The organism is Leisingera methylohalidivorans DSM 14336, assembly GCF_000511355.1.
GTDB classification, from domain to species: domain Bacteria; phylum Pseudomonadota; class Alphaproteobacteria; order Rhodobacterales; family Rhodobacteraceae; genus Leisingera; species Leisingera methylohalidivorans.
In genome coordinates, this window is the sequence record NC_023135.1 from 4,058,306 (window position 1) to 4,072,162 (window position 13,857).

13 protein-coding genes, 1 tRNA gene and 1 pseudogene are annotated in these 13,857 nt (G+C 59.9%); 8 read left to right on the forward strand and 7 right to left on the reverse strand.

All coding sequences use genetic code 11. The features are described 5' to 3' along the window. Positions 1-6 precede the first annotated feature (6 nt). Both METH_RS19715 and METH_RS19720 read left to right on the forward strand, forming a co-directional pair. Complete coding sequence (locus tag METH_RS19715; protein WP_024092238.1) at positions 7-795, forward strand: cytochrome c1; 789 nt, start codon at positions 7-9, stop codon at positions 793-795. Between the two features lie 247 nt (positions 796-1,042). Then, positions 1,043-1,555 (forward strand): hypothetical protein, encoded by a 513-nt coding sequence (locus METH_RS19720; protein WP_024092239.1) that lies wholly within the window; start codon positions 1,043-1,045, stop codon positions 1,553-1,555. Positions 1,556-1,572: 17 nt separating this feature from the next. On the opposite strand, the gene mtaB is transcribed toward METH_RS19720, so the two are convergent. Then, positions 1,573-2,835, reverse strand: coding sequence for a tRNA (N(6)-L-threonylcarbamoyladenosine(37)-C(2))-methylthiotransferase MtaB (mtaB, locus tag METH_RS19725; RefSeq protein ID WP_024092240.1), 1,263 nt, complete (start codon positions 2,833-2,835; stop codon positions 1,573-1,575). Next, entirely contained in the window at positions 2,832-3,674 is an 843-nt protein-coding gene (dapF, locus tag METH_RS19730) for a diaminopimelate epimerase (protein ID WP_024092241.1), read from the reverse strand. The genes mtaB and dapF overlap by 4 nt, the downstream gene beginning before the upstream one ends. Positions 3,675-3,861: 187 nt before the next feature. On the opposite strand from dapF, the gene METH_RS19735 reads away from it, so the two are divergent. Further along, positions 3,862-3,937, forward strand: a tRNA-Lys gene (locus METH_RS19735). A gap of 307 nt (positions 3,938-4,244) precedes the next feature. Here the strand turns inward: METH_RS19735 and METH_RS19740 are convergent. The 5 genes and pseudogenes from METH_RS19740 to fliF form a co-directional block, all read right to left on the reverse strand. After that, positions 4,245-4,508 (reverse strand): annotated as a pseudogene (locus METH_RS19740) (hypothetical protein); the annotation flags it as partial. Between the two features lie 444 nt (positions 4,509-4,952). Further along, a complete protein-coding gene (gene fliP / locus METH_RS19745) occupies positions 4,953-5,696 on the reverse strand; it encodes a flagellar type III secretion system pore protein FliP (protein ID WP_024092243.1) in 744 nt (247 codons plus the stop codon). Continuing rightward, positions 5,693-5,989, reverse strand: coding sequence for a FliM/FliN family flagellar motor switch protein (locus tag METH_RS19750; RefSeq protein WP_024092244.1), 297 nt, complete (start codon positions 5,987-5,989; stop codon positions 5,693-5,695). Before METH_RS19750 ends, fliP begins: the two co-directional genes overlap by 4 nt. Then, complete coding sequence (locus METH_RS19755; protein WP_024092245.1) at positions 5,982-6,581, reverse strand: FliH/SctL family protein; 600 nt, start codon at positions 6,579-6,581, stop codon at positions 5,982-5,984. The genes METH_RS19750 and METH_RS19755 overlap by 8 nt, the downstream gene beginning before the upstream one ends. Continuing rightward, a complete protein-coding gene (gene fliF, locus METH_RS19760) occupies positions 6,581-8,254 on the reverse strand; it encodes a flagellar basal-body MS-ring/collar protein FliF (RefSeq protein ID WP_024092246.1) in 1,674 nt (557 codons plus the stop codon). Before fliF ends, METH_RS19755 begins: the two co-directional genes overlap by 1 nt. A gap of 119 nt (positions 8,255-8,373) precedes the next feature. On the opposite strand from fliF, the gene METH_RS19765 reads away from it, so the two are divergent. From METH_RS19765 to METH_RS19785, 5 genes are all read left to right on the forward strand, one after another. Beyond that, positions 8,374-8,898: a flagellar basal body-associated FliL family protein gene (locus METH_RS19765; protein ID WP_024092247.1), complete on the forward strand. Its 525-nt coding sequence runs from the start codon at positions 8,374-8,376 to the stop codon at positions 8,896-8,898. Positions 8,899-8,907: 9 nt separating this feature from the next. Then, entirely contained in the window at positions 8,908-9,354 is a 447-nt protein-coding gene (locus tag METH_RS19770; RefSeq protein WP_024092248.1) for a hypothetical protein, read from the forward strand. Next, positions 9,354-9,968 carry a MotE family protein gene (locus METH_RS19775; RefSeq protein ID WP_024092249.1) on the forward strand — a complete coding sequence of 205 codons (615 nt, stop codon included), beginning with the start codon at positions 9,354-9,356 and terminating at the stop codon, positions 9,966-9,968. The genes METH_RS19770 and METH_RS19775 overlap by 1 nt, the downstream gene beginning before the upstream one ends. A 77-nt stretch (positions 9,969-10,045) precedes the next feature. Next, entirely contained in the window at positions 10,046-10,915 is an 870-nt protein-coding gene (gene motA / locus METH_RS19780) for a flagellar motor stator protein MotA (RefSeq protein ID WP_024092250.1), read from the forward strand. After that, complete coding sequence (locus METH_RS19785) at positions 10,912-13,347, forward strand: hypothetical protein (RefSeq protein ID WP_024092251.1); 2,436 nt, start codon at positions 10,912-10,914, stop codon at positions 13,345-13,347. The genes motA and METH_RS19785 overlap by 4 nt, the downstream gene beginning before the upstream one ends. Positions 13,348-13,857: the final 510 nt, after the last annotated feature.

Here is a 13,857-nt window from a genome sequence, read left to right on the forward strand (position 1 = left end):
CTGACAATGTTCAAGAAACTGGCAACCGGTGCCGCCTTCGCTCTGGCCATGATCCCTGCTGCGTCATACGCAGCAGGCGGCGGCGAGCAGCACATCACCGACTACGCCTTCTCGTTTGAAGGCCCGTTCGGAACCTATGACCGCAACCAGCTGCAGCGCGGTCTGCAGATCTACACCGAGGTTTGCTCAGCCTGCCACGGGCTGAAGCTGGTGCCGCTGCGCACCCTAAGCGACGAGGGCGGCCCGCAGCTGCCGGAAGATCAGGTGCGTGCCTACGCGGCTGACAACTTCAGCGTTTATGATGCGGAACTGGATGAGGACCGCCCGGCCAAGCCGGTCGACCACTTCCCGGAGAACAACAACGCCGGCGCCCCGGACCTCAGCATGATGGCCAAGGCGCGTGCGGGTTTCCACGGCCCCTACGGCTCGGGTCTGAACCAGCTGTTCAAGGGCATGGGCGGCGCCGAGTACATCGCCTCGCTGCTGGCCGGTTACACCGGCGAAAGCAAGGAAGAAGCGGGCACCACCTTCTATGAAAACACTGCCTTCCCAGGCGGCTGGATCTCGATGGCACCGCCGCTGTCGGATGAGCAGGTGGAGTTTGCTGACGGCCATGCCAACGACGTCGAAGCCATGTCGCAGGACGTCGCGGCCTTCCTGATGTGGACCGCCGAACCCAAGATGATGGCACGTAAGCAGGCTGGCTTTGTCGGCGTGCTGTTCCTGACCGTCCTGTCGGTTCTGCTGTATCTGACCAACAAGAAGCTGTGGGCGCCGCACAAGGGCAAAGATTGACCCTTGTCTGACTGACAGCAAGATACATCAAACCCCCGCAAGTGCCGCTTGCGGGGGTTTTTCGTTGCCAGGGGCTCAGGGGCTCAGGGGCGCTGCCCCTCTGCCCTGCGGGCATTCACCCTGGAGTATTTTGGACCGGAAAGAAGCTGAAAGCGCCGGGGCATTTGACGGGATCGGCTGATGGCTGAGCTAGTTTGTGGAATGAGCTGATGAAGACAGTCACTACAAGAACGCGAACTGTAGGCCTTTGGATGGCATTGCTGGCAGGTGCCAACTATTTTTTCACGCTTTCGGCTTTGTCCTGATCGATTGGAACAGACTTCTTGCCGCTCAAAGTGTCTGTGCCGGGGCCGGTCCCGGACTGGCAGATTGCCAGGCCGACCAGCTGCAAGCGGCAGCCCTGTTTGAGCTGGTCATGGGCATGGCGGTGCTGCTGTGTCTGGCTGTTTTGCTTGTCGTGTACCTGTTGTTGCGCGATGGGTACTGGCTGTTGCGCTTTGGCAAAGACCGAACCGCGCTGAGCGGGATGGCAGCAGCGGCATTAACTCTGTTCCCGGCAGCCGTAGAGCACACTTTGTGGCGCTATACTACCGCAGGCGAGGCTGCATTTGCCGAAACGCGTGTGGCAGGGCTGCCCGGAATGGCCGTGTTAGGTATGCTAACATTCATGCTGGCCACCATCCTGATGCTGTGCGTTTTCTATGTCCTGGAACCAAAGACAGTGAAGGCAGCAATGAAGGGCCGCATGCGTGGGCGCTAATGCTGTTAGTATCGGTATCAGGCCAAAAGCTGGGAGCCTGCGACGCCAGTGATGGCGGCAGAGACGATGCTGCCCTCTGCCTGCGGGGCGGCAAAGGCCACCTCGGTGAACTGCTCGGTGCGGCCCATATGCGGGTTTTCCATCAGGATGCGGTGAGTCCGGCCGATCTGTTCAGCCAGGTGGCGGGCGACCTGGGCGTCGCCAGCTGCGCGCAGCCGGGCTGCGCGCTCCTTGATGACTGTGCCGTTCACCTTGTTGGGGATCTTTGCGGCGGGTGTGCCGTCCCGTTTTGAGTAGGGGAAGACGTGCAGCCAGGTCAGGTCGCAGTCGGTCACCAGCTTCAGCGAATTTTCGAAATGGGCGTCGGTCTCCGTCGGAAAGCCCGCGATGATGTCCGCGCCAAAGGTCATCTCCGGGCGCAGTTTGCGGGCATCTTCACAGAAGCGGATCGCGTCGTCACGCAGGTGGCGGCGCGCCATGCGCTTCAGAATCAGGTCATCGCCATGCTGCAAGGACAGGTGCAGATGCGGCATCAGCCGCGGTTCGGTGGCAATGGCCTGCATCAGATTGTCATCCGCTTCGATCGAATCGATCGAGGAAATCCGCAGCCGCAGCAGGTCCGGCACCAGCTTGAGGATCCGCATCACCAGATCCCCCAGCCGCGGCGTGGCGGGCAGATCGGCCCCCCAGGAGGTCAGGTCCACCCCGGTCAGCACCACTTCGTTATAGCCTCTGTCCACCAGCCGCTTGATCTGGTCGATGACCACGCCCGCAGGCACCGAGCGTGAGTTGCCGCGGCCATAGGGGATGATGCAGAAGGTGCAGCGGTGGTCGCAGCCGTTCTGCACCTGCACGTAGGCGCGGGAGCGGGTGCCGAAGCCGTCAATCAGATGGCCGGCAGTCTCGGTCACCGACATGATGTCGTCGACCTGAACCTTTTCCGTGGTGCCGATGAAATCAGGCCCTTTGGCAATTTGCTGCCATGTGTCTGCCTGCATCTTCTCGGTGTTGCCGATAACGCGGGTGACCTCCTCCATCGCGGCAAAGGTCTCCGGTTCGGTCTGGGCCGCGCAGCCGGTGACGATGATTGGCGCCTCCGGGTTTTCGCGCCGCAGTTTGCGGATTTCCTGGCGTGCCTTGCGCACCGCCTCTGCCGTCACCGCGCAAGTGTTCACCACCACAGCATCGGTCAGCCCGGCCTGCTGGCTCAGCTCCTTCATTGCCTCGGTCTCATAAGCGTTCAGGCGGCAGCCCAGGGTGGTGAACTTGGGCGCGGTCATTTCAGGCTCTCCAGGAATTGTCGCGTGAAGGTGCCATCGAACACATGCATCGTCTCGCCCGTCATCCAGACGCCGTCTTCCGCCCAGTTGATCCACAGAGTTCCGCCATCCAGATCAACCTGCACCTTGCGGCCCGTCAGTCCGCGCCGGGCGGCGGCAACAGCGGTGGCGCAAGAGGAGGAGCCGGAGGCGAGTGTCACCCCCACGCCGCGCTCCCACACGCGCATGCGGATGCGGTCAGGGCCGGTCACCTGGGCGACCTGCACATTGGTGCGTTGCGGGTAAAGCGGATGGTGTTCGTAGCGGGGCCCGAATTCTTCCAGCGGGATCAGCTCGGCATCTTCGACAAAGAATGTGCAATGCGGGTTGCCCATGCCGGTGGCGGTTGGGCCGCCTTCAATCGGCAGTTCCAACGTGTCCGCTTCCTCGGCCAGCGGGATATCCTGCCAGTCCAGCTGCGGCTGTCCCATATTGACCGAAGTAAGGCCATTGCCGGCGTCGCGGGCATATAGGTCGCCGCGGTCCGTGGTCAGATGCAGCCCGGACTTGCCGCTTTCCAGGATCAGGTGGCGCGCCACGCAGCGGGTGGCATTGCCGCAGGCTCCGGAGGTGGAGCCATCGGCATTGTAGAAGGTCAGATGCGCATCACCCGGACCGTTCGAAATCACGGTCAGCTGGTCGAACCCGACGCCGAACTGGCGGTGGGCGATTCCCTTTGCCATAGCCGGAGTGATGGCAATGTCCTGCGCGCGCGCGTCGACAACAACGAAGTCGTTGCCTAGCCCGTGCATCTTCATGAAGGGGAGAGCGGTATCTGCTTGGGTGTTCATTCCGGGCATATAGACCTGTGCTGCAGATGAATCCAGCCTTCGGCAGGAAAAGTTGAAAAAAGGGGTTGACCCCCCGCCGCACTGGCCCTAGATACGCCGCCTATCGGGACAGCAAGACACAGGCTGCCAGGCAGTTCCGAAGCGAAATAAGTGCTTGATCCTTCTGGGAAAAACACTTAGACAGCGACGAAGAAGTGGGCCGTTAGCTCAGTTGGTAGAGCAACTGACTTTTAATCAGTGGGTCGCAGGTTCGAATCCTGCACGGCTCACCACTTCCTTCCCTATATCCACTGAAAACCCGGTAATACTTTGATCCTCTTCAGGGATCCAAGGGGCAGCGTTGCATGGGTTCGCAGGGCTTTACACTGGCGTTCAACGGATCCGCATTTTGACCTGTCCTGTTTCTTGTTGGTAGTGGCGAAGGATGCCCAAGCCCTTTTGGCACAGCAGGGGCCGGTCTTCGGCGGTTTGGCGAAAGACGATCAGCGGGCCAGTCCATATGGAAATGCCAGGTTGCCAAGAATCATATACTTCAGGAACACCGGCAAAGGCCGTGCGTATTCCGGAGCATCCGCCTGCTCATTCCGGCAGCAGGCACCGGCCTGTTCCCGGCGTTTTGCCCACCTTTGACGCAGTGCCGTGAGGCACAAGTTTCAGAACCCTAGGCCGGAGCGTTTCGTCATCCTTCTCGGCGATGGTTTTACGCATGGACTGTCCCTGAAGTTTGATGCGGCAGGTGTTGTGGACTATGCAGCCGAGGATCGCATTGGCGTCTGTGGGTCCTCCGGCTACGCCCTGCCAGGCCGAGACGAGCAGCTGGCTGGTGAACATGGCCGAGCCGCGCCAGTAGCGCTGTCCTGCGTGTTATGTCCAGTCGCCAGTGGCAACGGCGCCGAGTTCGCTGCAGGCGGTTTCCACCATGTTTCGGATGCTGCGCGGGAAGGTTGGCTGGCTGTCGGCGGTATTTGCTGTGACCACGGTATGAAACCGTGCCGCAGCGCGGACACGCCGCTGCTGGTTTGGTGGAACGCGAGTGGATCCGGAAGGTGATTCTAACACGTTCGGCCTGAGCGGCCTTGTGAGCTGCCGCAGAACAACCCGCCGTGAAAACTGTGAGGCCACCGGCAGCCTGCGGCAAAGCCTGCCGAAATATAGTGTTTGGCATGTCGGAGCTGCAGCGGATCTGCTTCAGACCCAAATTTGAAGGCCTGTCTGCAGTGACTGCGATCCGGGGAAAGCCCGGCCAGCATACAGGTGCCTGGGCTTTTCCCGGATCATTGGCAGGGTTCAGGGATAGTAGCTGCGTACCAAAGCGGTGGCGATCAGGCTCCAGCCATCTGCGACAACAAAAAATGCCAGTTTAAAGGGCAGAGACACGATGGCAGGCGGCACCATCATCATCCCCATGGACATCAGGACTGCCGCAACAACCAGATCAATGACCAGGAATGGCAGGAAGACGAGAAAACCGATTTGAAAGGCGCGCGATATTTCCGACAGCAGGAAACTGGGGACGAGCGCCGACAGCGGCGCTTCGGGCACCGGGTCCATGCCTTGGGTTTCCGGCCTGAGGTCCGCAATTGCGTAAAACGTGTCCGGATCCAGCCGGTTGGCCATAAAAGCACGGAAAGGTTCCAAGCTGCGGGTGATGGCTGCTCCCGGTTCCAGCCGTTCTTCCAGCAGCGGATTGATGCCAGTGGTCCAGGCCTCGGTAAACACGGGTTCCATCACGAAATAGGTCAGGAACAGCGCAAGGCTGATGATCAGCATGTTGGGCGGTGCCTGCTGCAGCCCGATACCCTGGCGCAGGATCGATAGCACCGTCACCAGGAACGGAAAACAGGTGATCATGATCAGCAGGCCAGGAGCCAGGCTGAGCACGGTAATCAGCAGGATCAGCTGGATCGAGCGGGCGGAGATCGATTCGCCGTCTGCCAGCGAAAGGCTCAGTTCTTGAGCCAGGGCGGTGTGCGGCATGGCCAGCAGGATTGCTGCAGCCAGGGCCGCCCGCACAAAAGTCTTTTGTGTCATCCCAAACCGCTTTGAAGATCAGCAATTTCTGTCAGGCGCACGGCCAGCTGGCCAGCCTGATCTCCCTCCAGCTCTTCGAGCTGGCCGCGAGCGACCAGCCGGTCTCCGACATAAAGGTCCACCGGGTCTTCGACACGCTTGTCCAAAGTCAGAATTGCATTTTCGCCAAGGTTGACCAGATCACGGATCAGCGGCCGGGCTTTGCCGACTGAGACAACAACTTCGACGGGAACCGAGACAAAGGGATTGTTTGCATCAGCGGATTTCATGTTCAGGTCGGCAGCATCATCCATACTGGCTGTCCTCTTTTGCGTGATATGTGAAGGCCTCTATCGAGTCCTGGATCGATTCTAGAAGGGCGTCGCAATTGATTTCGCATTCGGTGCTGCCAATGCGCAGATAGGCCTGGCCGGGAGACAGCACACTGTCTTCCTGCACGGTGACCGGAACGGAGAAATTGTCCGGCAGCAGGCTGCGCACCGGTGCCGCCTCGCCGGGAGAGACCACGATCTGCATCGGCTGGTCGGTCTGGCCCTTGGCCATATCAGAAAGCTGATCAACAATATGATGCCCGAACGACGCGGCCATCGCATCCGGCAGAACCGCACTGGTCAGCACCTTGAACATCGGGTCCAGCGAATCGAGCAGCTGATTTTGCGCTTCGTGATAGGTAAAGCTGAGATCTTCCAGCGAATTGGCCAGCTCGGCCGAAACCCGGTTGCTTTCCTGGTCTTTCGCCGTCACGGCATCATCCCAACCGGCGCTGTAGCCGTTCTCAAATGACGCCAGCCGCTGTTCTTCTATGAGTTCCTCGGAAACTGCCGGCAGGGCCGGCTCTGCAGAGGTGTTCATGCCGAAGTCTTCGAGCAAATGTGCAATCGTCATCAGGCTTGCTCCTTGTTTTCTTCCAGCCAGCCGCGGAGGATCTGGACGGTTTCTTCCTGCCGCTCTCCAATCAGGTTGCGCAGACGGTCGACCGGGTCATCCATGCTGCCGCCCAGTGCCGGAAAGCCGGCCGCTCCCATCATGTCGCCGCCGGTACCCATTGCCGGCAGCTCGCCCAACGGTTCGAACTGTCCGGTTTCGTTGTTTTCAATTTCGCCCTCAAGTGCGAGTCCCGCACCAAGATCCGGCGCGGTCATGAAGCCGCCGCCGCCGACACCTGGCAGCCCGGGCAGCCCGCCACCGTCCGGACCAGGCAGCGCTGCCACCGGAACTGCCTGATTCGACAGGATCGGGCGTACAACGAACAAGCCCAGGATCAGGCTGACAAGGGCCAGTGCCGCGATCTGGATCAGCGACATCGCATCAAAGTAGAAGTTATCCATAAAGGACGCGGTGGCCACGGAACCCTGCGGCTCCACCGCCGGCAGTTCCATGGATTTGAGGGTGATCACATCCCCGCGGTCGGCGTCAAAACCGACAGCGGCGGAAATCAGCTCCCGCAAAGCGGCCAGTTCATCCTCCGGCCGGGGCTGGAAGACAGTTTCACCAGCGTCATTCGTCACTGCAGAGCCATTGACCAGCACCGCGACGGTCAGGCGCTTGATGGCCCCGGGGCCGCGAAGGATCTCTTTCTCGGTTTCCGAGATTTCATAGTTGATTCGCTCCCGGGTGGCACTGGTATTGGCTTTTGAACCTTGGCCAGAGGCTGCGTCGCCGTCGGGAATATTGGAGGCGACCGTGACCTCTCCGGATTGGTTGGTAGAGGAGTCGGCGCGCTCTTCGACGTCAGTGCTGACGGCGACACGGCTTTTCGGGTCCACCCGCTTTTCCCGGATTGATTCGGTATCGGTGACGGTCGCGACACTCACTTCGACCACCGCATTGCCATGGCCGACGCGCGCCTCAACCAGGCGCATCACCCGGTCGCGAAGCGTCTGGGAGCGGTCGTCCGTCCCGGCTCCGGCCGCTGCGGTGGCATCCGAAGACCCGATCAACGCGCCGTTGGCATCAATCACTGCAACGTTTTCAACGGCAAGACCGGTCACCGCTGACGAAATGAGAAAGCGGATGGCGTTGGCCTGCGCAGGTGTTATGGGGGATCCCATCGGCACGACCGAAACCGATGCGGTGGGTTCCACGGTGCGCTGAAAGGGATTCGAGCCGGTATTGGCAATATGCACCCGTGCCTGGCTCACATGCGGGCCGGCAACAATAGTGCGGGCCAGCTCGCCTTCCTTTGCGCGCCAGTAAGCAGCGTCGAACATCTGCGAAGTGGTGCCGAAACCGCTGAGCGAATCGAGCAGCTCGTACCCTTTGCCGCCGTTGGCGGGCAGGCCTTCGCTGGCCAGTGTCATCCGAAGTTCGTCACGCTGCGTTGACGGCACGTAGATTGAGCTGCCACGCACTTCGTATTTGGCGCCGCGCTGTTCCAGCGCCCGCACCACATCTCCTGCCGAACCGCTTTCCAGCCCGGCATAGAGCAGTGTCATTGTTGGCTTGCTTGCCACATGGGACATCGCGATCACGCTGAGAATCATGATTGCCGTGGCACCCACGGCAATCAGACGCTTTCGCATGTCCATTTCAGCCCAGACATTCTTGATCTGCTGCACATTAACCTCCGTCGCACCGGCGTTCTCTCCGGCGTGCAACCCTTTTGACGGATCGGCCTTAACATTCGGTTAGTTCCTCGCAGGCTATGAAGATGCTGCACGACGTTTTAGGGATAGCCATGACAGACGCTGCAGTAGATACGGAAGCAGAAGCCCGGACCAAGAAAAGCAAAATGCCCCTGATCATCGGGGTGGTGCTGGCATTGGCAGGGGCAGGCGGAGGATTCTTTGCCGTTCAGTCAGGCCTTCTTCCCTTTGGTCAGAAAGCAGCGCCGGAACCGGTGCATGTGGCCGAAGTGGCGCCAGAAGGCGTGGACAGTGGTGAGACGGCGGAGGATATCGCCAATCTCGCCTTTATCGAAATGGACCCGATTGTGATTACCCTGCGCAAAGGCAGCGGTATCAAACACTTGCGGTTCCGCGCGCAACTAGAAGTCGACCTGGCTCATCAGGCTGAGGTCGAGAAAATCCTGCCGCGGGTTATCGATGTTCTGAACAGCTATCTGAGAGCACTGGAGCTGGAGGATCTGACCGATCCGATGGCGCTGCCGAAACTGAGGGCGCAGATGCTGCGGCGGATCAATATTGCAACCGGCCAGGGCCGGGTGCGTGATCTGCTGATTATGGATTTCGTACTTAACTAGGAGGACAGGATGGAGATTATTGCTGATATCCTGCTTGCGGCTGGTGCGCTGGGTGCCGGATTCTATTGTCTGGTGCTGTCGCGCAGGCTGAAGCGGTTCAATGACCTGGAAAAAGGCGTGGGCGGTGCAGTTGCCGTGCTGTCTGCCCAGGTCGATGATCTGAACAAGTCACTGCAATCGGCGCAACAGGTGTCCGATGGCTCCAGCAAGGCGCTGCAGCAATTGACAGGGCGGGCCGAATCGGTGGCCCAACGGCTGGAGCTGATGATGGCATCCATGCATGACATCCCCGAGGCCGGAACTGCTGCTCCGGCAGCCAGCCCCCCTGCCGAGGACGAAGCGATGGCTGCCGCCTATGAAGCCGATTCGCAGCCGTCTGCTGAAGAACAGGACGAGGCAAAGCCTTCCGGCTTGATGTTCGTCCGTCATAACCGCAGCCAGAACCGGGTGGCGTAATGGCAAAGGCAGCAAAGAAAACCAGGCGGTTCCGGCGCAGCGGCACATTGATGATGCTGGCGGTGCTGCTGATGGGCTCTGCCGCTGTGCGGCTGGCTCTTGAAGCGGGGCCTGCTATTGCCCGCGAAGTGGCCAGCCTGCAAGAACCTGGCGGCGAAATGCAGCCTCACAAGGGGGAACCGCAGCGCGACTCGATGCCCACTTCTGCAGAGCTGCAAACGATGCTGGCAGCCTTTAAGGAGCGGGAACAGATATTGGCCACCCGCGAAGCCGAAATTCAGGACCGGATGAAAGCCCTGGAAATTGCTGATCAGGCGATCGACAGGAAATTGGCTGCGCTGGAACAGGCAGAAGAAAATTTACGGGCAACCCTCGCGTTAGCGGATGGTGCCACCGAAGCGGATGTGACGCGTCTGACGTCGGTCTATGAACAGATGAAACCCAAAGAGGCCGCGGCCCTGTTTGAGGAAATGGACCCTGCCTTTGCGGCCGGTTTCCTCGCCCGGATGCAGCCCGAGGCTGCGGCGGGAATCATGGCAGGTCTGAGCCCGGAAGCCGCCTATACCATCAGTGTTGTCCTGGCTGGCCGTAACGGCGCCGTGCCGAAGGAATGATTTGGCGCCGCCGCTTAGTCTTTCCTTAGGAAGACTCACCTAAGCTAATAAAAATAAATGGAATTCGGAGTGGACCCATGATCGGGATTGTAGGCATTGTGGTGATCTTTGTCATGGTTTTCGGCGGCTATCTCCTGGCCGGCGGCAAGATGGCGATCATTATTAAAGCCATGCCCTTTGAGCTGATGATGATCGGTGGTGCTGGAGCTGGTGCTTTTCTGATCGGCAATGACATGGGCGGTATCAAGCATACGCTGAAGGACATCGGTAAGGTCTTCAAGGGACCGAAGTGGAAGCCGGATGACTACCGCGACCTGCTGTGCCTGCTGTTTGCCCTGATCCGGATCGCGCGGGCCAACCCGGTCGAAGTGGAGCAGCACATCGAAGATCCGGAAAACTCCTCTGTCTTCAATAAATACCCCAAGATTCTGGCCGACAAGGAAACCGTGAACCTGATTTGCGACACCATGCGGTCGGCCTCGATGAACTATGACGATCCGCACCAGGTGGAAGAAGTTCTGGAAAAGCGGATGGAGGCCAACCTGCACCATGCAATGCACTCCAGCCATGCCTTGCAAACCTTGGCAGACGGGCTGCCGGCGCTGGGGATTGTTGCGGCGGTGCTTGGCATCATCAAAACCATGGGCTCCATTGATCAGCCCCCGGAAGTTCTGGGCAAGCTGATTGGCGGCGCTCTGGTCGGTACCTTTCTTGGCGTGTTTCTGGCCTATGGCCTCGTGGGCCCCTTTGCGACCAAGGTGAAAGCGGTAACCGAAGAAGACGCGCATTTTTACCAGCTTATCCGTGAGGTTCTGGTAGCCAATCTGCATAACCACGCAGCGGCAATCTGCATTGAGGTGGGCCGCCAGAACACACCTTCGCATTTCCGTCCCGGCTTTGCGGAGCTTGAAGAAGCCCTTAAATCGGTGAAACAGGACGCAGCATGATTTGGCGAGCACTTGCCACAGCGGCCGCGCTTCTGACGGCCGGCACTGTCCAGGCGCAGACAATTGTGACCCGTTCAGGTGAGCACAATGGTTTCACCCGCCTGGTGATGCGCTTGCCGGATGGCGCGGATTGGTCGCTGGCGCAAAGCGGCACCACGGCGACCGTGAACCTTGACGCGCCGGAGGCCGTTTTCGATACATCGCGGGTCTTCGACCTGATCCCTCGCACCCGCCTGCAATCGCTGGTGCAGAACGGGCCCGGTCAGCCGCTGCGGATGCAGCTGGGCTGCGATTGCACAGTCACTTCCTATGTGCAGGAGAATGGCTACCTGGTGCTCGATATCCGTAACGGAGGGAAGCCGGAAACACAGCCCCAGTACTCTGCTGCGGGGAGTATTCTGCCGCTCACCCCGCGGGCCGCGCAAACTGGCTACAGGTTCAGTTTCTCTCAATCGGCCGCGGCCGACGCGCGGATGGCGCTGGAACTGGCAGCGGCTGTTGCCGGACGGGCGGATCCGGCGCAATCGGTCCGGCCGCAAGATACCGAAGACGCGCCGGATCCGGGCGCCGCCGAACAGCAAGAAGAAGCTGGGGACGTTGCTTTGCCGCTGGATCGCAACAGCGTCCCGGTTCAGACAGAAACCGCGAAAGCCAATTCGGCATCCGGGCTGCCTGAGACCGGAATGCTGCTCAACATGGAAGAGACCGAGCGCGCGGCAGCGGTCAAGGATTCCGAGCAGCGGCTGCTGCAACAGATCGGACGGGCCGCAAACCAAGGTCTTTTGAATGTGGCAGCAAATGGGTTTCCAAATGGGGACCGCGCCGTTGGATTGGATCCCTTGGGCCGTACAGACAGGCCATTGAACCCGTTGGATCACATCTCCGTCACCTCCGCAATCGATCGGGAAACCGGGCTGATGGCTGCCCTGGCTGATGGCAGCGGTGAAGCAGAGCATTGTTTGCAAGACCGTAGTGTTGCAATCCATGCTTGGGGCAATGAAAGCCCGTTTGCGGATCAGCTGGCACCGGTGCGCAGCGCCTTGGTCCGGGAATTTGATGATGTGAATCCAGCAAGTGTATTTGCGCTTGCACGGATGTATCTCTATTTCGGTTTTGGCGCAGAAGCCCGCTCCATTCTGACGATTCTCCCGCCGGAAGATCAGGATGCGCCGGATATTGCGTTCCTTGATGCAATGGCGGAGCTGATGGATGGGGCCGTTCTGCCGGTGAATCATCCGTTCTCAGGACAGCAAGCCTGCGGAGGCGACAGTGCCCTGTGGGGCGCCCTGGCGGATGGTATGGTCAAGAAAAGCGCCAATACCGATGCCATACAGCAAGCTTTTTCCAAAATGCCGGCCCACCTGCGGGTGCACCTGGGGCCGCGGATCAGCAAGATGTTTGCCGAAGCCGGAGATCATCACATCGCCGAGTCGGTGCTGAGAGCGGTTGACCGTACCGGGGTCGAGGACGTTCCGGAAATCAATTTGGCTGAGGCGGCCATCGCAGAATTGGCGGGCAATACCGAAAAGATGGCCGAAGAGCTGACCAGCGAGGTTGCGGAACGGACCGGAAATGCACCGGCGGCATTGATTGATCTGGTTGCCCTCAGCGTAAAGGAGCGCAAGGCGCTGTCTCCTGATGTGCCAGATTTGATTGCCTCTTATGAACTTGAAAACCGCAGCACTGAGCTTGGGGCAGAGTTGCGTCAGGCGCAGGTCGCTTCGCTGGCCTTGATGGGGCAGTTTCAGAATGCATTTGAAGAACTGAATAGCCTGTCTGAGCAGGACGGCCCGAATGCGAGGTCGGCAGCGCTGAAACCGTTGATGCTGCTGTTGGCGGAACGTGCGGATGACGTGACATTCTTGCAGTACGCACTGATTTTCTCGGGTCAGGCAAGCGCACCGGAAGCTGCGCCGGTAGCACCGGCCGTCGCCCGGCGGCTGCTGGACCTTGGATTTGCCGAACAAGCGCAGAGCCTGCTGACCAAGCTCGCGCTGGAGCCGGAAAACGAAGCCAGGCGCCTGATGATGGCCGAGGCCGCATTGGAATTGGACAAACCGCATCGGGCCCTTGTCGAGCTGATGGGGCTGGACGGTTCCGAAGCCAACCGGATGCGTGCGAAAGCTTTGTGGCGCAATGGTGAATACGGCCGGGCTGGAGAGTACCTTCTTGCCGAAGATGAGGCCGATGCAGCTGCCCGGGGGTTCTGGCATTCAGAAAACCTGGGAGCCATAGAAGCAATGGAGGCGGGAGATGACGCGCAATTCGGCGCGGTTGCCTCCGTCACCACGCAAATTGGCGAAACTGCGCAAGATCCGGAAGGTCTGTCTCCGCTGGCGCATGCACGGGCCTTGGTCGAAAGCAGCGAGGGCACCCGCGGCGGCATTGCTGATCTGTTGACCAAAGTTGGCACCGACTTGGCGCGCCCATAGGGTTTCCGGCGGTCTGCGAGACCATTTACACAAACAGGGGCTGCCTCGATCAAAGGCGGCCCCTGTTTGGGCTGATAACACTTTGTCAACTGGCCGCCGGTAACGTGATGATCGGGTGAATCCTGATTTGGAATGGGCAGAATGCCGGAATACTATTTAAGACTTTGCCCGAAGGGGCTGTTTCTGCGCGCAACGGTCGCAGAATTCACGGCGGGCTCAGTGACGAGTGCCGTTCAGAAACCTCAGTTCATTGAGAGTGACAGGCGCCGACTGCCGGCAGCTGGTATTGCAACGCCTGATCGTCTGCATCGGCTGGCTGACCGGCCGCTGTCTGGGCGGCACTCGCTGGCGATGACAGCGCCCCGGACAACGCATATGCGCCTCAAATTGGTTCCTTGGGCAGCGATCCAGCCATTCCATCAATCGGTAACCAGCAATTTGCGGGGCCTGAACTGTGCCTAAGCTCACCACCGAACAACTTTTCAGTCCGACCGTCCTGCTTGCGCTGGC